Origin of the sequence: Methylobacterium segetis (assembly GCF_004348265.1) — a bacterium.
Taxonomy (GTDB): Bacteria; Pseudomonadota; Alphaproteobacteria; order Rhizobiales; family Beijerinckiaceae; genus Methylobacterium; species Methylobacterium segetis.
Genome location: NZ_SMNT01000018.1, coordinates 46,273 through 62,470 on the forward strand (window position 1 = coordinate 46,273; position 16,198 = coordinate 62,470).

12 protein-coding genes and 1 pseudogene are annotated in these 16,198 nt (G+C 72.5%); 7 read left to right on the top strand and 6 right to left on the bottom strand.

Translation table 11 applies throughout. The features are described 5' to 3' along the window. The first annotated feature begins 52 nt into the window (after positions 1-52). Both E1J50_RS06910 and E1J50_RS06915 read left to right on the top strand, forming a co-directional pair. Entirely contained in the window at positions 53-1,525 is a 1,473-nt protein-coding gene (locus E1J50_RS06910) for a DUF2252 domain-containing protein (protein ID WP_245516458.1), read from the top strand. A 192-nt stretch (positions 1,526-1,717) separates the two neighbouring features. Beyond that, positions 1,718-4,106, top strand: a pseudogene (locus E1J50_RS06915) (bifunctional diguanylate cyclase/phosphodiesterase). Positions 4,107-4,143: 37 nt separating this feature from the next. Here E1J50_RS06915 and E1J50_RS06920 read toward each other — a convergent pair. The 3 genes from E1J50_RS06920 to E1J50_RS06930 all read right to left on the bottom strand — a co-directional run bounded on the left by E1J50_RS06920 (position 4,144) and on the right by E1J50_RS06930 (position 6,682). After that, a complete protein-coding gene (locus tag E1J50_RS06920; protein WP_132251788.1) occupies positions 4,144-5,349 on the bottom strand; it encodes an MFS transporter in 1,206 nt (401 codons plus the stop codon). 160 nt (positions 5,350-5,509) lie between these two features. After that, positions 5,510-6,121: a PAS domain-containing protein gene (locus E1J50_RS06925; protein ID WP_132251791.1), complete on the bottom strand. Its 612-nt coding sequence runs from the start codon at positions 6,119-6,121 to the stop codon at positions 5,510-5,512. Between the two features lie 138 nt (positions 6,122-6,259). Continuing rightward, the gene (locus E1J50_RS06930; RefSeq protein WP_132251793.1) at positions 6,260-6,682 is read right to left on the bottom strand and encodes a DUF6894 family protein; all 423 of its coding nucleotides are present in this window, start codon (positions 6,680-6,682) and stop codon (positions 6,260-6,262) included. Positions 6,683-6,967: 285 nt separating this feature from the next. Here E1J50_RS06930 and E1J50_RS06935 point away from each other — a divergent pair, with 285 nt between their 5' ends. Then, positions 6,968-8,605, top strand: coding sequence for a hybrid sensor histidine kinase/response regulator (locus tag E1J50_RS06935; protein ID WP_132251795.1), 1,638 nt, complete (start codon positions 6,968-6,970; stop codon positions 8,603-8,605). A 189-nt stretch (positions 8,606-8,794) separates the two neighbouring features. After that, positions 8,795-10,966, top strand: coding sequence for a molybdopterin-containing oxidoreductase family protein (locus E1J50_RS06940; RefSeq protein ID WP_132251798.1), 2,172 nt, complete (start codon positions 8,795-8,797; stop codon positions 10,964-10,966). A 61-nt stretch (positions 10,967-11,027) separates the two neighbouring features. On the opposite strand, the gene E1J50_RS06945 is transcribed toward E1J50_RS06940, so the two are convergent. Further along, positions 11,028-12,104, bottom strand: coding sequence for a DUF2336 domain-containing protein (locus E1J50_RS06945; RefSeq protein ID WP_132251800.1), 1,077 nt, complete (start codon positions 12,102-12,104; stop codon positions 11,028-11,030). A gap of 185 nt (positions 12,105-12,289) precedes the next feature. Between E1J50_RS06945 and E1J50_RS06950 the strand changes: the two genes are divergently transcribed. Further along, positions 12,290-13,003, top strand: coding sequence for a chemotaxis protein CheB (locus tag E1J50_RS06950; protein ID WP_245516459.1), 714 nt, complete (start codon positions 12,290-12,292; stop codon positions 13,001-13,003). Positions 13,004-13,016: 13 nt separating this feature from the next. Here E1J50_RS06950 and E1J50_RS06955 read toward each other — a convergent pair whose 3' ends face one another. Continuing rightward, complete coding sequence (locus tag E1J50_RS06955; RefSeq protein WP_132251802.1) at positions 13,017-14,075, bottom strand: HD-GYP domain-containing protein; 1,059 nt, start codon at positions 14,073-14,075, stop codon at positions 13,017-13,019. 320 nt (positions 14,076-14,395) lie between these two features. On the opposite strand from E1J50_RS06955, the gene E1J50_RS06960 reads away from it, so the two are divergent. After that, entirely contained in the window at positions 14,396-15,058 is a 663-nt protein-coding gene (locus E1J50_RS06960; protein WP_132251805.1) for a hypothetical protein, read from the top strand. Here the strand turns inward: E1J50_RS06960 and E1J50_RS06965 are convergent, their stop codons facing one another. Beyond that, positions 15,059-15,853, bottom strand: coding sequence for a trypsin-like serine protease (locus E1J50_RS06965; RefSeq protein WP_245516460.1), 795 nt, complete (start codon positions 15,851-15,853; stop codon positions 15,059-15,061). It abuts the gene before it with no gap. A 149-nt stretch (positions 15,854-16,002) separates the two neighbouring features. Here E1J50_RS06965 and E1J50_RS27770 point away from each other — a divergent pair. Next, on the top strand, positions 16,003-16,198 hold a 196-nt coding region (locus E1J50_RS27770; protein WP_207919162.1), incomplete at its 3' end, for a hypothetical protein.

Here is a 16,198-nt window from a genome sequence, read left to right on the forward strand (position 1 = left end):
CGTCACGATGGATCGATCGCCCGACCGCGCCATCCGCGCAGGGACAAACCCGGTGAGCGTCGACGTACCCGACGAGGCGGAGGCCGGCCGCCCCGCGGCGGACGAGGTCGTGCTCGAGCCCCTCGCGGATTTCCCGACGATCGACCTGCGGGAGAGCGGTGAGCCCTGGGACAGGCGGCGTGCGGCGGGCAAGGATCTGCGCATGGCCGTGCCCCACGCCGCGCACGCGGTCCTGCCAGAGCCCGAGGAGCGCCCCGACCCCGTATCCCTGATCGAGCAGGCGCATGCCGGGCGCCAGGAGGCCCTGCTGCCGCTGCGGGTCGCGCGGATGGCGAGCTCCCCCTTCGCCTTCCTGCGCGGGGCGGCCCACGTCATGGCCTGGGATCTCGCGCAGACGCCGCGCAGCGGCATCATGGTCGTGATGAACGGGGACGCCCACATCTCGAATTTCGGGCTGTTCGGCACCCCCCAGCGGGACATCGTCCTCGATCTCAACGATTTCGACGAGGTCACCGTCGGCCCCTGGGAATGGGACCTGAAGCGGCTCGCCGCGAGCCTCGAGGTCGCGGCGCGGGGCTACGAGGTATCCCCCCGCGAGCGGCGGGACGCGGTTCTCGCGGCCGTCGCCGGCTACCAGCACACCATGACCGAGCTCGCGCCTCAGGGGCCGCTCGACGTCTGGCATCAGGCCGCCCGCGTGGACCAGCTCGACTTCGCCGGCATCGAGATCGACCCGGATTCCCGCAGCGTCGTCGCCAAGGCCGTGGAGAAGGCCCGCAAGCGGAACAACAAGAGCCTGCTGGCGCGGGTCGGGGAGCGCCGCGTCGACGGCGGCTGGCGCTTCCGGGAAGAGCCGCCGATCCTCACCCGCGTCGACGCGGAGACGCACGAGGCGGTGATCGGCGGCCTGGAGCGCTACGCCGAGACGCTGCCGCGCGAGCGGCGCTTCATGCTGAGCCGCTACCACGTGGTCGATGTCGCGCACCGGGTCGTCGGCGTGGGGAGCGTCGGCACCCGCGCCTACGTCGCGCTCCTCTGCGGCAACTCGGATCAGGACGTGCTCTTCCTCCAGGTGAAGGAAGCGGTGAGCCCGGCCCACGCGCCCTATCTCGCCGGCATGCCCGCGCCCTATGCGGCCCACGAGGGCGAGCGCGTGATCTACGGGCAACGGCTGCTCCAGGCGGTCGGCGACCCGCTGCTCGGCTGGACGACCATCGCGGAGCGCCCGTTCTACGTGCGCCAGATGAAGAACATGAAAGGCGACATCCCGGTCAGCTGCATGACCGGGCAGCCCCTCGTCTACTTCTCCTGGGCCTACGGCTCCCTGCTGGCCCGCGCCCATGCCCGCACGGGCGATGCGGCCGCGATCGCCGGCTATTGCGGCCGGGACCGCCAAGCCGGCCTCCGCGAGGCCCTGGCGGACTGGGCGCAGGCCTACGGCGACCGGAACGACGCCGATTACCAGCGGTTTCGCGAGGCCATCGCCCAGGGCCGGCTCGAGGCGGCCGACGATCCCCTCCTGTGACATCCGGCCCGCCCTGCAACCGTTGTAAGTCTCGATGGGCGCAGATGGTTAAGCTGGCCTCGAACGACGGGTCACTCGAAGACGGGCCGTTAACTCCACCGCCGTCTTCGTAGGCGGAGGCGAGGAATTTAAGGATGCGTGCAGGGGCGCGTCTGCACCATGGGCCGGTCGAAATCTGGCTGGTCGAGTGCGATGCTGAAGGTCGTGGGGTGTTTCGTCGGTGCGCACGACCTGTGGCTCGTGGCGCTCGCGGCCGCCATCTGCAGCCTCGCCGCGGTCACCGCCATCGAGCTCCTGCGCCACGCGCGCAAGGCCACGCTGCGCCTGCGGGCGGTCTGGCTCGGCGTGGCCGCCCTGGCCGGCGGCTCGGGCATCTGGGCGACCCATTTCATCGCCATGCTGGCCTTCGAGCCCGGGCTGCCGAGCGGCTACGAGGTCGGCCTGACCGGCCTCTCGCTGGTCTACGCCGTCGCTCTGACGGGTATCGGTCTCGCGGTGTCGCTTCTCGCGGGCCTGCCCTTCGCGGCCGCGATCGGCGGCGCGATCCTGGGCGGCGGCATCGCTTCCATGCACTATACCGGCATGATGGCGTTCGAGGTGGCCGGGCACATCGCCTGGGACCCCGTCCTCGTCGCCGCCTCGCTGATCCTCGGCTGCCTGCTCGGAAGCGCGGCGCTGTCGGTCACCCTCGGCAAGGACAGCGTCCGCGGTCAGATGGCGGGCGCGCTCCTCCTCCTCGCCGCCATCTGCAGCCACCATTTCACGGCGATGGGCGCCGTCACGATCGCGGCGGATCCGACCATCGTGATCCCGGAAACCGCCGTCCCGGCGCGCTGGCTCGCGGTCGGCATCGCCCTCGTGAGCGTGACCATCCTGCTCCTGGCCTGCTCCGCGCTCTCGCTCGATATCCGCGACCGGCGCCAGGCGCTGCGCGAGCGCGAGCGCCTGCACAGCCTCGCCAACGCGGCCGTCGAGGGCCTCGTCGTGTGCCGGGGCGGGGCCATCGTCAGCGCGAATGACAGCTTCGCGCGGCTCGTGGGCATCGCCGCGGCCGATTTGCCGGACAGCCCCCTGGCCCGCTTCCTGCCGGAAGCCGCAACCCATCTCGCGCTCGCCGGCCAGCCGGATCAGGCGATCGAGGCGGAGCTGCGCGACGGGGGGGGGCTCGGCCATCCCGGTCGAGCTCATCCTGCGGCCGGTGACCTACGGCAACCAGCCCCACTACGCCGTGGCGGTGCGCGACCTGCGCGCCCGGCGCCGGGCCGAGGGGCAGATCCAGTTCCTGGCCCACCACGACGCGCTCACGGGGCTTGCGAACCGCACGAGCTTCAACCAGCGCCTGGAGCAGGACCTGAAGCTCGCCGCGGCGACCGGCGGCAAGCTCGCCCTGCTCTGCCTCGACCTCGACCGGTTCAAGGAGGTCAACGACCTGTTCGGTCACGCGGCCGGCGACGCCATGCTGGTCAGCGTCGCCCGCGCCGTGACGGACGTGCTCGACGCGGGGCAGGTGATGGCGCGCCTGGGCGGCGACGAATTCGCGATCCTGATGCCCTGCGAGCATGCGGTGGCGGCGGGCCGCCTGGCCGAGCGGGTCCTCGAGGCCCTGCGCTGCGGGAATGCGGGGGGCAACGGCCCGATCATCGCCACGAGCGTCGGCATCGCGCTCTATCCCGACGACGCATCGGAGCGGGCCACGCTCCTGAGCTACGCGGACACGGCGCTCTACCGGGCGAAGGCCGAGGGGCGGGGCACCTACCGCTTCTTCGAGGCCAAGATGGGCGCGCAGGTGCGCGAGCGCCGCCTCCTCGAGCACGACCTGCGCCACGCCGTCGCCCGGGGCGAGATGCACCTCGTCTACCAGCCCCAGACGGATGTCCGCGCCGGCACGGTGACCGGCTTCGAGGTGCTGCTGCGCTGGCAGCATCCGGAGCGCGGCGCGATCTCGCCGGCCGTGTTCATCCCCATCGCGGAGGAGAGCGGCATCATCCTCCAGGTCGGGGAGTGGGTGCTGCGCGAGGCCTGCCGGGAGGCGGCGAGCTGGCCCGTGCCGCTGACGGTGGCCGTCAACGTCTCGGCCGTGCAGATCCACGGGCCGCATTTCGTGCCCCTGGTCCACGAGTTGCTGTTCGAGACCGGGCTGGCGCCGGGGCGGCTCGAGATCGAGATCACGGAGACGGCCCTGATCCGCGACCCGGCCCGGGCCCAGTCGGCGCTCCGCCAGCTCAAGGCGCTCGGCGTCCAGATCGCGATGGACGATTTCGGCACCGGCTACTCGTCCCTGTCGAATCTGCGGGCCTTTCCCTTCGACAAGATCAAGATCGACGGCTCGTTCATCCGGGCGGTGGATGCCAACGAGCAGACGGCGGCCATCGTCCGCTCGGTGCTCGGCCTCGGGCGGGGGCTCGGCCTGCCCGTCCTGGCGGAGGGGGTGGAGACGGAGGCGGAATTGCGCTTCCTCGAGGCGGAGAAGTGCGAGGCGGTGCAGGGCTTCCTGATGGGCCGGCCGGCCGCGATCGGCCAGTTCGCGCGCCACACCCACGGGCCCGATGCGGCCGAGGAGCACACGATCCTGGCCGCGTGAGCGATCTCGTTTCGAGGCCCCCCCGCGTAGATCGCGATCATGCCGCCCGCGGCGGCGCCGGCGGGGGGCCGAGACGGCGCGCGGTGGCGAGGCCGAGGGCGAGGATCGTGGCGGCGCAGGCGGCCAGGGCCGCGAAGGTGCCGAGCACGGGCAGCGCCGCCCCGAGGATCGCGACGCCGAGCGCCTGACCGCAGAAGAACGAGAAGGCGTGGAGCGCCACCGCCGAGGCGCGGGCGCCCGGCGCCACCTCGGTGACCTGCACCTGGAAGGTGTTGTGCAGCATGTAGAAGCCGAAGCCGAGGGCGAGGAGCGCCGCGGCGTCGAGCTGCCAGCGCCCGGCGAGCCCGACGGCGAGGAGCGCGACCGCGCAGACCGCGCCGCCGACCGCGAGCATCCGCGTCGTCCCGAGCAGGCGCAGCAGCTGCGCGACGAGGAGCGAGTAGGCGAGGCCGCCCGCCGCGAAGCCCGCGAGCGCGAGGCCGGCCTCGCGGGGGCCGCCCTCGCCGCGCGCCTCGATCAGGGGCGCGAGGTGGGGGAAGATGCCGAACACGGCGATCGCCTCGACGAAGACGGCACCGAACAGGATCCGCGCCCGCGGATTGGCGACGATGCCCCGGTAGCGGGTGAGGGCCTCGGCGAAGGCGGGCCTCCGGGCGGGCGGGCCGAGCCCGCGCTCGAAGCCGAGGAGGGCCGCGGCGGCGCCGAGGGCCGCCACCGCGGCGGTGATGGCGAAGACGCCCTGCCAGCCGACCTTCGCCTCGATCAGCCCGGCGAAGGTCGAGCCGGCGAGCTGGCCGAGGATGACCGCGACGAGGAAGCGGCCGATCGCCACCTGCCGCCGCTGCATCGGCACCCGGTCGCCCATCAGGGCGAGGGCGAGCGGCACCACCCCGCCGGCCGCTGCGCCGGCCGCGATCCGCAGGCCGAACAGGAGGCCGAGGTCGCCGCTCAACGCGCAGCCGGCCAGCGCCGCGGTGAGGATTCCGAGGCAGGCCGTCATCACGCGCTCCTTGCCGAGGGCGTCGCCGACGGGGCCGAGCACGGGCTGGATCAGCGCGTAGGGCAGGGCGAAGGCGGTGGAGAGCAGCGCCACGGTATGCGGGTCGCTGCCGAGGTCGCGCGCCAGCACGCCGACGAGGGGCTCCACCGAGCGCCCGGCAAAGGTGCTGGCAAAGCCCGCCACCGAGAGGACGGCGAGGAGGCGCCGGAGCGGGGCGGGCGCGGCGTCGGGTGCGGATGTCATCGGGGTACGGGCGGGGAGGGGGAAGGGGGCGATGGGATACCGGCGGGAACGCTCCATAGCGGTTCCGGGGCATCCGCGGGGAGGGGGGTCGCGCCGGGGGGCGCCGCCCCGCCCGGGAGGGACCGTTCCGATAGGCGCTCCCCGGAGCGCCCCCGGCTCCCTACCGTCCCAGCAGGGCCCGCACCTGCCTGCGGGTGTTGAGCAGGTCCCGCTGGGTCTGCGCCTGCAGCCGCTTCGCCGTCCGGATGACGGCGTCGGCGCGGGCGAGGAGGTCGTCGGCGGCCGGCTCCGGGCGGAGCGTCGTCGTCGGCGCCCGCGGCTTCAGGACGGTGGCGGTGACGTCGGTGACGTGGTGGACCAGCGCCAGCACCGAGCCGGATTCATCGAGCGCCGCCCAGTTCGCCGGGTGCCAGTACCGCACCTCCCAGCACCCGCCTTCCGGCAGGATGTCGTAGCGCTGCAGCGGCATGCCATCGCGCCGTCCCGTCCGGAGCACCCGCTCGAACGAGGTGCAGAGATTGCGGACGCCGTCGGCCTGCGGATCGTGCGGGCTGTCCGGGAAGGCCGCGAACATGTCGAGGCCGGCCAGCGTGTCGCGCCGCCGTCCCGTCGCCGCGAGGTAGGCGTCGTTGGCGTTCACGATCCGGCACTCGGGCGTGAGCACGAGGAGCGGCAGGGGTGCACGGTCGAACAGGTCGCGGTAGAGGCGTTCCGCCCCGTGCATCTGCGCCGCGGCGGAGCGGACATTCGGGGCGTGGGAGGCGTCGGCCATATCCTGTCTCCGGGCTGACGGCTTCCTGGGCCAACGCCTCGCAAGCTCCGCGCGATCCGTCCCGGGCGGCGCCGGCGGCCGCCGCCTACCCGCTTCCCGGCCGATGCGGGTCGCCCGGCGCGCGGCCGCCCCGCGCCGTCACGCCTGCACGAGCCCGCAGCCCCGGTCGCTGACCTCGCGAGCCCGGTCCAGCAGCGCGCGCGTCTCGCGCAGGGTGGCCAGCAAGGCCCGCTCGGTCTCCTGGATGGAGGCCGTCAGGTCCGCGGTCCGTTGCTGCCCCGCCTTCGCCGCGCGCCAATCGGCGCCCGCGGGCCGGGCGGGCGCCGGGTTCGCCCTGGCGATTTCCGTGAAGGGGATCTCCATCAGGATCTGCCCGCCGCGGTCGGTGATCTCGAAGCCGTGGCGCGAGGGATCGACCCGCCGCTGCAGCAGCTCGGCCGCCATGGCCGGGATCGAGCGGCAGGCGTCGAGATAGGCGGCCTCGATCCCGACCAGATCGAGCCCCGTATCGTCCGGGACCAGCCCGTCCGGCGTCCGAAGGTGGAAATAGAAGCGTGGCATCCCATGCTCGCTGCGCGTGTACCCTTTCCGTCAACCCACCCTCATGCCGATTGGATCAACGGCAGGCCCGGAACGGCTCCGCCTGAGGGCTTGGCCGCAGGAGGCGAGTTCTGTCGGAGAGAAAGGTGCCGAGGCCTGAGCCGTCCCGCTTCTGCGACCCCTGGTTGGGGAACCATTTGCACACTCACCCGCTTTCCGGCAGCGCCCGATACGATTGCACACGATCTTCCATCCCGGCGTTCGACTCCCCGCGCGCTCGGGGGCATGGCAAGGAGGCACGCGCGGATGACCACGTCACCGGAGAAGCCGAGCACGGGTGGGCCCCGCACGCCCGTCACCGGCAGCGGCCCCTCCGGCGTCGAGGACCGGCATCACGACATCTTCTTCGCGGCGGTCGAGACGACGCGCATGCCGATGATCGTCACCGACCCGCACCAGGCCGACAACCCGATCATCTTCGTCAACCGCGCCTTCATCCGCATGACCGGCTACAGGCGGGACGAGCTGCTCGGCTCCAATTGCCGCTTCCTGCAGGGTCCGGAGACCGACCGCGCGACCGTCGACGAGGTGCGCGCGGCCATCGCCGAGCGCCGGGAATTCGCCACCGAGATCCTGAACTACCGCAAGGACGGCTCCTCGTTCTGGAACGCCCTGTTCGTCAGCCCGGTCTTCAACCGCGCGGGCGATCTCGTCTACTTCTTCGGCTCGCAGCTCGACGTCTCGCGCCGCCGCGACGCCGAGGAGAGCCTGCACCAGGCGCAGAAGATGGAGAGCCTGGGCCAGCTCACGGGCGGCATCGCGCACGATTTCAACAACCTGCTGCAGGTCATCTCCGGCCACAACGAGATGATGCTGGCGCTCATCGAGCATCCCGACATCGACCTCAGGCGCCTGCGCCGGGCGGGCGAGGCGGTGCGCGATGCCTCCGAGCGGGCCGCCAAGCTGACCCACCAGCTCCTCGCCTTCTCGCGAAAGCAGCGGCTGGAGGGGCGCCTCCTGAATCTCAACGGGCTCGTGCAGAGCATGAGCGAGATGGCCGAGCGGACGCTCGGGGACCACGTCGTGCTGCGCCAGGACCTCGCCCCGAACCTCTGGAACGCGCGCATCGACCCGACCCAGGCTGAGGTCGCGCTGCTCAACGTCCTCCTCAACGCCCGCGACGCGATGCCGGACGGGGGCACCGTGACGGTGAAAACCGAGAACCTCCTGATCGAGGACGAGGACGCCGCCCTCTACCGGTCGGTGAACCCGGGCGCCTACGTGGTCCTCTCGGTGACCGACACGGGCGCCGGCATGCCGCCGGAGATCCTGGCGCGGGTCATGGAGCCGTTCTTCACCACGAAGGCGGACGGCAAGGGGACCGGGCTCGGGCTGGCGATGGTCTACGGCTTCGCCAAGCAATCGGGCGGCGCGGTGAAGATCTACTCCGAGGTGGGCCACGGCTCGACCGTGCGGCTGCTCTTCCCGGCCTCCGACCAGAAGACCGAGGACGAGCGAAGGGTCTCGCACCGGGCCTCGCACCGGGCCTCGGACCGGCACGGGACCGAGGCCGTGCTCGTCGTGGACGACCGGCCGGACGTGGCGGCGACGGCCTGCACCATCCTGGAGGATTTCGGCTACCGGGTCACCGTGGTCGACGGCCCCGCGTCGGCGCTGGAGGTGCTCGACGGCGAGGCCCGCATCGACCTGCTGTTCACCGACCTGATCATGCCGGGCGGCATGAACGGGGTGATGCTGGCGCGGGCCGCGCGCGAGCGGCAACCGAAGATCAGGGTGCTTCTGACGACAGGCTACGCCGAAGCCTCGCTGGAGCGCACGGATGCGGGCGGCACCGAGTTCGAGGTCATCAACAAGCCCTACAAGCGCATGGAGCTCGCCCGCCGGGTGCGCCGCGTCCTCGACGGGCCGACCGGCGTGGGCTGAGGCGTCTCTCGCTCGCCGCATCCCTGCCGCCGGCTTCCGGGTGACCCGACGCGCCCAAGGCCACGTTGCAACGATTCCAACTTCGTGCAGACTGACCCCGAGGGTTCGGCCGGGCGCCAGTGCGCGCCCCGTTCAGGCCCGGGCGAAAACAATAAAACACGACGCCACGTCGGATTGCGGGAGTGAAACATGCTGCAGGACGTCGAGACGAGCCTCGAAGCGCAGGCCGAGCCCACCAAGATCACCCAGACGCTCGGGGCCTGCCCGCACGATTGCCCCGACACGTGCTCGATGATCTACACGGTCGAGGCCGGGCGCCTCGTCAATGTCCGCGGCAATCCCGACCACCCGATGACCCGCGGCGCCCTCTGCGCGAAGGTCAAGGATTTCGACAAGCACCATTACAATCCCGACCGCATCCTCTACCCGATGCGGCGCGCCGGCCCGAAGGGCAGCGGCCTCTTCGAGCGGATCGGCTGGGGCGAGGCGCTGGACGAGATCCACCGGCGCTGGACCGGCATCATCGCGACGCACGGGGCGCAGGCGATCCTGCCCTACAATTACCTCGGCAACGAGGGCACGGTGCAGGGGCTGACGGTCGGCGACGCCTTCTTCAACCGCCTCGGCGCGACGGTGGCCGAGAAGACCTTCTGCGGCTCCGGCTCCTGCACGGCGTGGCTCCTGACGGTCGGGCCGACGAACGGCACCGACCCGCTGAGCTTCGCCCAGTCGCGATACATCGTCATCTGGGGCTGCAACTCGGTCTCGACGAACATCCACCACTGGCACATCGTCAAGGAGGCCCAGCGCAACGGGGCGAAGGTCGTCGTGATCGACCCCTACCGCTCGCGCACCGCCAAGGAGGCCGACTGGCACCTCGCGCCGAAGCCGGGCACCGACGGCGCCCTCGCCATGGCGATGATCCAGGTCATCATCAGCGAGGGGCTGACGGACGACGACTACATCGCGCGGCACACGGTCGGCTTCGACCAGCTCAAGGAGCGGGCCGCGGCCTTCACCCCCGAATACGCCGCCGCGATCTGCGGGATTCCCGCCGACGACATCCGGCAACTCGCGCGCGAATACGCCACCACGCGCAACGCCGCGCTCCGGCCCGGCATCGCGGTCGAGCGGAGTGCCGGCGGCGCGCAGGCGCTGCGGGCGATCTTCTCGCTGCCGGCACTGACCGGCTCGTGGAAGGACCCGGGCGGCGGCGTCTACCAGATGCCGCTCTGGGAATTCCCGGTGCATTGGGACCGGGTCTGCCGGCCGGACCTGATCCCCGAGGGCACGCGCGCGCTCAACGTGCTCAAGCTCGGCGAGATCCTGACCGGAGAGGCGGGAATCGAGCCCGGCATCCACGCCCTGATGGTCTACAACGCGAACCCGGTCTCGAACTCGACCGAGACGGCCAAGATCAAGCGCGGGCTCGCCCGCGAGGACCTGTTCACGGTGGTGAGCGAGCACTTCGTCACCGACACGGCCCGCTACGCCGACATCCTGCTGCCCGCCACCATGGCGGCCGAGCACGACGACATGATGTTCTCGTGGGGGCACTTCTTCTTCACGCTCAACCAGAAATCGATCGAGCCGCCGGGCGAGACGGTCTCGAATGCCGAGCTGTTCCGGCGGCTGGCCCAGCGCTTCGGCTTCACCGAGCCGCAATTCCGGATGAGCGAGACCGAGCTGATGGAGTGGTACCTCGACTGGGACAGCCCCAAGCTCGGCGGCATCACCATGGATTATTTCCGCGAGCACGGCTGGTACCGGCTCGACATCGGCGATCCGGAGACGCGCACGCCGCACGCGGAGGGCAACTTCCCGACGCCGTCCGGCAAGTGCGAGTTCTGGTCCGAGACCGCGGCGACGACAGGCAATTTCGTGGCCCCGCCCTTCCGGCAGATGTACGAGCGGGAGCAGGGCGGCGAGACCCTCGACCCGCTGCCCGGCTACGTGCCGGCCAACGAGCGGCCCGAGACCAACCCGGCCCAGGCCGAGCGCTACCCGCTCAACATCGTCTCGCCGAAGAGCCACGGCTTCCTCAACTCGCAATACGCGAACGAGGCGCACAAGATCCGCGCGCAGGGCGGGCAGGCGATCCTGATGAACCCGGCGGATGCGCGGATGCGGGCCATCACAGAGGGGGCGCTGGTGCGGGTGTTCAACGACCGCGGCACGTTCCACGGCGAGGCCAAGGTGACCGAGGACGTGCCGCCCGGCCTCGTGGTGGCCTCGCTCGGCTACTGGCACTCGCTGAACCGCGACGGGGCCGTCAACGTGATCAGCGCCTCGACCTACGGCGGCATGGGCCACTCGCCGACCTACAGCGACAACCTCGTCCAAGTCGGGCTCGCCCAGTAGCGGGCGGGCTCGCCCAGTCGCGGGCGGGCTCGCCCGGTCGCGGGCGGCTCGGGCGCCGCCCTCAGGCGGCGCTCGGCTGCTCCAGCTTCTCGCGGGCGGCGGTGAAGCGCACGACGCGCTGCGCGGTGGCCACCGAGAGGTCCTGGAAGGCCTGGAAGGCGCTCTGCAGGCCCTCCGCGTCCGGCAGGCCGCCGGGCCGCGTCGCGAGGAAGAGCTTGAGGGTCTTCCAGCCGAAGCGGACGGAGCGCACCAGGAACAGGAGCGGGTCGGTGGTCGGCGCCCCGTGCGCGTTGAGGGCGATGGCCGAGGGCACGCCCGCGAGCCGGGCCAGCGCCACCAGGGCGTAGGTGGTCTCGCCGGAGGTCAGCCAGGTCTGCACCGCGCCCTCGTCGAGGCCGTACTTGGCGTGGCAGGCCACCGCCACCTCGGCGGGGGTCAGGTCGAGGGGCGGCTCCGCGAGCGTCGCGGCGATGGAGAGGGTCGCCTGCGCCGCGGCGTTGTCGCCGAACTCCTCCGCCAGCGCCCGGCGGGCGCGCTCGCGGGCGATGGCGACGAGCTGGGCGCGCTGCGCCTCCGGCACGTCGGCCCGCCGCGTCAGCACCCGCGTGAGCTCCGAATCCTGCTCGGCCCGGCTCGTCAGGATGCGGAAGCCGCCCTCGGAGAACCGCGCCCCCTGGTTGCCCGCGACGCTGCGCACGACCTGCTCGTTGCCGCGGGACACGATGACGTCGGTCACCCGCTCGGCCAGGGTGCTGCGGCGGGAGAGCGCCATCAGGTGCTGCTGCCCGGCGCCGCTCGCGATCTGCACGAGGTCGCTCTCCTCCAGCCGGACCGAGCGCTCGAGGACGGGGCCGGCCACCTCCGCGGCGGGGTCGTAGGCGAGGTTGCGCACCACCCGGCGCGGCGCGTTGGCGAGGTCGGCGAGGCTCGCCGAGAGCTCGGCCCGGGCGCGGGTCTCGATGTCGCGCGAGAGGCGCAGGATCACCTCGTCGAAGGCGCCGACCTGATCCTCGCTGAGGCGCGGCGCCTGGGCCGAGAACAGCCCGGTCATCTGGCGCAGCATGCTCATGCGCTTGGCCTGGTCGCCACTCGCGATGGCGCCCTCGACATCCTGCACGACGGAACTCAGGGCGAGCATGCGGAGGTCCTGACGAAACCTCACCGACTGTCGTGAGCCGGGTTTGCGAATTGCTTAAAACCGCTCACGGCGAGCCCACGATCGACAGAAATCTCGCCTTCCCGGTGCGGTAGCGTGCCGAAGGACCCCGTCCCGCGCCGCGCGAGCGCCGATTCGCGGGGGCCGGGCGCAACGATGCCTTCACCATGAGGCTCGCGGGGGGGATCGGGGGCCTGCGCGGCGTCCCGATCGGGCTGGCGTTCGGCGTCCGCGCGCGGCATGCTGAACCCATGCCCGCGCCCGCTTCCGAGCCGGGGAGCGCCCCGGATTTCTACGTCGCCCTCGGCGCGTCGGGGCCGCAGGGCCTCGACGACATCCAGCGCGTGCTCGCCTGCCTGCCGCGCGGCCTGCCGGCCGCGGTGCTGATCTGCCTGCACCGTCCCTTCGACCGGATGAGCCACCTGCAAGAGATCCTGAACCGGCACTCGCCGCTGCCGATCCACCTCGCGCAGGATGGCGAGCGCCTGCTCAGCGGGCACGGCTATGTCGGGGAGCCGGACGCCCACCTCGCCCTGGCGGCGCAGGGGGCCTGCGCGCTCCTCGCCGATCCCGGCAACCTGCACCGGAACCGCACCATCGACGCCCTGTTCCGGTCGATCGCCGCCCACGCGCCCGGGCGCTTCATCGGCGTCGTCCTGTCGGGGGCGCTCGACGACGGCGCGCGGGGGCTCGCGGCCATCCACGCGGCGGGCGGCGTGACGATGGTGCTGACGCCGCGGCCCGAGGCCGAGCGGGGCATGCCCGAGAACGCGATCCGCCACGACGGCCCGATCGACTTCATCGGGTCGCCCGAGGCGATCGCCGCCGAGATCGTCGAGCGGGTGCGGGCGGCGACATCCGCGATCGGCCAGCCGGGATGAGGCGAAATCCCGCTCAGGCCGCCCGGGCCACGGCCTGGCCGAAGGCCTGGACGAAGCGGGGCTCGATGCGCCCCTGCATCCCCTGCAGGATGGTCATCGCCTCGTCGGACGGGAGCGCCGGCTTGTAGGAGCGCCGCTCGGTCAACGCCGCGTAGATGTCGCAGACGGTGAGGAAGCGCACGACGTCGCTGATCGCGTCGCCGCTGATCCCGTCGGGATAGCCGCTGCCGTCGAGCATCTCGTGGTGGTGGCGCACGGCGTCGAGCATGGCCGGGTCGGCGTGGCGGCTCGCCCGCAGGATCTCGTAGCCGAGGACCGTGTGGGTGCGCATCACGGCGGCCTCGTCGGCATCGAGCGTGCCGCGCTTCAGGAGCAGCGCGCGGGGGATGCGCGCCTTGCCCACATCGTGCACGAGCGCCGCCCGCACGAGGCGCTGCCGCTGCGCCTCCGGGAAGCCGATATGCGTCGCGAATTGCGCGGCGAGGCCCGCCACCACGAGGGAATGCTGGTAGGTGGCGTTGTCGTGGGCGCGGATGGTGTTGAGCCAGCGGGCGAGCCCGCCGTCGCTCAGCGCCAGGAGCAGGGGATCGACGCAGCTGTCGATGGCCTGGAGGTCGACGCGCCCGTCATGGCTCGCGGTGTTGAACAGGCTGGTCAGGGCCGCGCCGGCCCGCTCGGCGCATTGGCGGATCGTGGCGTTGAGCGCGCCCTCGTTCGGGTTGAGGAGATTGAGGAGCGCGGTGACGACGATGTGGGGCTCGGCGTAGAAGGGCAGGCACGCGCTCGCGCCGAGGACGCGGGCCTGCCGGAGCGCCTTGTCGGAGGTCCGCTGCGAGATGCACACGAGCGGCGCCGTCCCGGCCCAGGCTTGCGCCTGCAGGGCGAGGAGGCACTGCATCGCGGCCGGGCGCGCGGCGTCGACATCCGCGACGACGGCGATGGCCGCGGCGCGGGTCGACCAGTCGACATCGAGGCCGACCACCTCGCAGGTCCCGACGCCGCGAAGGGCCTCGGCCAGCAGCGCACTGCGGCCGGGCTGATCGCTCACGAGCACCACCACCCCGGGCAGCAAGGCCGCTCTCCATCGCTTCGTCCGGCCGATTAGGCGCGACCAGCCCTTCAGAGCCGGTTAAGGCGGCGGCGCGGGCCGCGTCCCGCTGCGCACAGGCTTAACAGGTCGTGCCGCCGCCTCACTCAGCCCTGGGGCGGAGTGGGACGGTGCGGCGGCTGGACGCCAGGCGCCAATAGGGTATTCGCGGCGCCCGGCTCTCATCTCATCTGGTTATCTGCCGGGCCGAACCTTGCGTGACGCGTGTCCGTGGGCTTTGATGCAGCTTGGCCGCACAGCCGCAAGCAGGCGCGCGGCGGCCGAGTCAGGCCGGAGGCGCGACGATGACGATGTCCCTCAGGAAAGTCGCGGAGTTCGAGGGCAGCGCCGCCCTCGAAGGCGTCAGCGACAGCGACATCCACTTCTCTCGACTGTCCGGCATGAGCCCGCAGGACATCGAGCACCTGCGCATCTTCACGATCAACGAAGGGTTGCTCGTCGTCATCCGCTGCCCCAAGCGGCCGGCGCGCTTCCATCACGGCAAGTACCAGCCGAAGACGATGGAGACCGGGATCACATACGAGGGCCTGAAATCGGGTGAGGACGGGCTGGTCCGCCGCCCGGACGGGCGCATCCAGGTGTCCGATTACGACCTGATGTGCGTCTACCGGATCGTGGAGCCCGGCAGCTACGAGAAGGTCTTCTTCTCCGGGACGGACCCGACGAACAAGCGCAGCGCCCTGACGCCCGAGGCGACGTCGCTCCTGCGCAAGGTCAATGCCGGCCTCAAGTCGCGCTTCCAGCACGGCGCGCAGGACGATTACCAATCCGCCGCGAACCCGGGCGTGAAGCATTCGGTCGGCGGCAGCCGTCCCGACCGGTTCGCCGCCTTCGACGTGGGCACCGTCTCCTTCCTCTGCGATCCGCGGGCCGCCCAGGAATTCTACGCGAAGCGGGGCCTCGCCTGGCCCTACGGCGACAGCGGGCGCTTCGAGGGGGCGGGCTGATCACTCCGCCGAGCGGGCGAGCCGGCCCGGCGCCCGCTCGCCGAAGACCTGCGCGGCCGGCGCCACGACGACGAGGTTGCCGCAGGGCGCTCGCGCCGTGATCACGGCGCTCGCGACCCCCCAGACGAAGAGCCCGCGCCGGTCCTGCCCCACCACGGGGCCGCCCGAATCCCCGAGGCAGACCCGGGCGCCCTCGGCCCGCGCGATCGTGAGCCCCGTGCTCGAGGCGGCGAGCGGCACCAGCCGGGCCGTGCGCAGCCGCCCGACCCCGCGCTGCGACAGGCCGACCCCCGCCATCCGCAGGGCGGCCGGCACCCGCCGCGGGCTCGAGGCGAGGGGAACGGGGGCGCGGTCGCGCACGGGCGCCGACAGCCGCAGCACCGCGAGGTCGAGGGACAGGTCGGCGAGGGTGATGCCGGCCGCCTCGGCCGAGAGGTCGCCCGGATCCGGGCTGTAGCGGGCGATTGTGCGCGCCGTGTAGACGGGGCTCACCGCCTGGCTGCCCCGGTAGAACACCACGATCGCCCCGACCGGATCGCCGTTCAGGCAATGGGCCGCCGTGAGAACGAGGTCGGCGGCGATCAGCACACCCGAGCAGCGCGTCAGGCGGTAGCGGTCGTCGGGGCGGGTGACGGTGCCGATGCCGACGGTGGCCTGGGCGAGGGCATCCCCGCGGCTCGCCGAGGCGCCCCCGTCGATCGCGCGCGCAGGCGCGGCCGAGAGGCAGGCGCCGAGGGCGAGGAGAATGAGGCGGCCCGCGCGCCGGGGCCGGAACGGTGTCACGCGTGTCTGCACGGCTCGGTCCCCCCTAGGTCGCCGCGGCCCTCGCCGCGGCCGTCATCCGGCCCGGGCGATCGCCCGCAAGCCGAGTAGGATGCGCCCCCGCCCCCGGGAGCAAGTCCGGCGCGAGGACGCACCGGGGCGGAGGCCGGAGATCAGTACGGTTGCTCCGGGGTCGCGGCCGGCGGCCGCAGGGGGAGGGGCTCGTCGGGCGCCTCCCGCTGGCGGGGCCGGGCGAGGTTCGGAGCGCTCCGGGCGGCAGCGGGGCCGCGCGCACCCTGCGGCCCGGGCGGGCCTACCGGCCCGCGCGCGCCAGCCTTTCCGGGCGCTCCGGCGGGTCCGGCCTCGCCCGGCTCGCCG

Coding starts and splice junctions, on each gene's coding strand:
- E1J50_RS06950 (WP_245516459.1), top strand. CDS start 12,290: ATGAGGCTCGCGGGGGGGATCGGGGGCCTGCGCGGCGTCCCGATCGGG.
- E1J50_RS06960 (WP_132251805.1), top strand. CDS start 14,396: ATGACGATGTCCCTCAGGAAAGTCGCGGAGTTCGAGGGCAGCGCCGCC.
- E1J50_RS06940 (WP_132251798.1), top strand. CDS start 8,795: ATGCTGCAGGACGTCGAGACGAGCCTCGAAGCGCAGGCCGAGCCCACC.
- E1J50_RS06935 (WP_132251795.1), top strand. CDS start 6,968: ATGACCACGTCACCGGAGAAGCCGAGCACGGGTGGGCCCCGCACGCCC.
- E1J50_RS06925 (WP_132251791.1), bottom strand. CDS start 6,121: ATGGCCGACGCCTCCCACGCCCCGAATGTCCGCTCCGCCGCGGCGCAG.
- E1J50_RS06920 (WP_132251788.1), bottom strand. CDS start 5,349: ATGACATCCGCACCCGACGCCGCGCCCGCCCCGCTCCGGCGCCTCCTC.
- E1J50_RS06930 (WP_132251793.1), bottom strand. CDS start 6,682: ATGCCACGCTTCTATTTCCACCTTCGGACGCCGGACGGGCTGGTCCCG.
- E1J50_RS06945 (WP_132251800.1), bottom strand. CDS start 12,104: ATGCTCGCCCTGAGTTCCGTCGTGCAGGATGTCGAGGGCGCCATCGCG.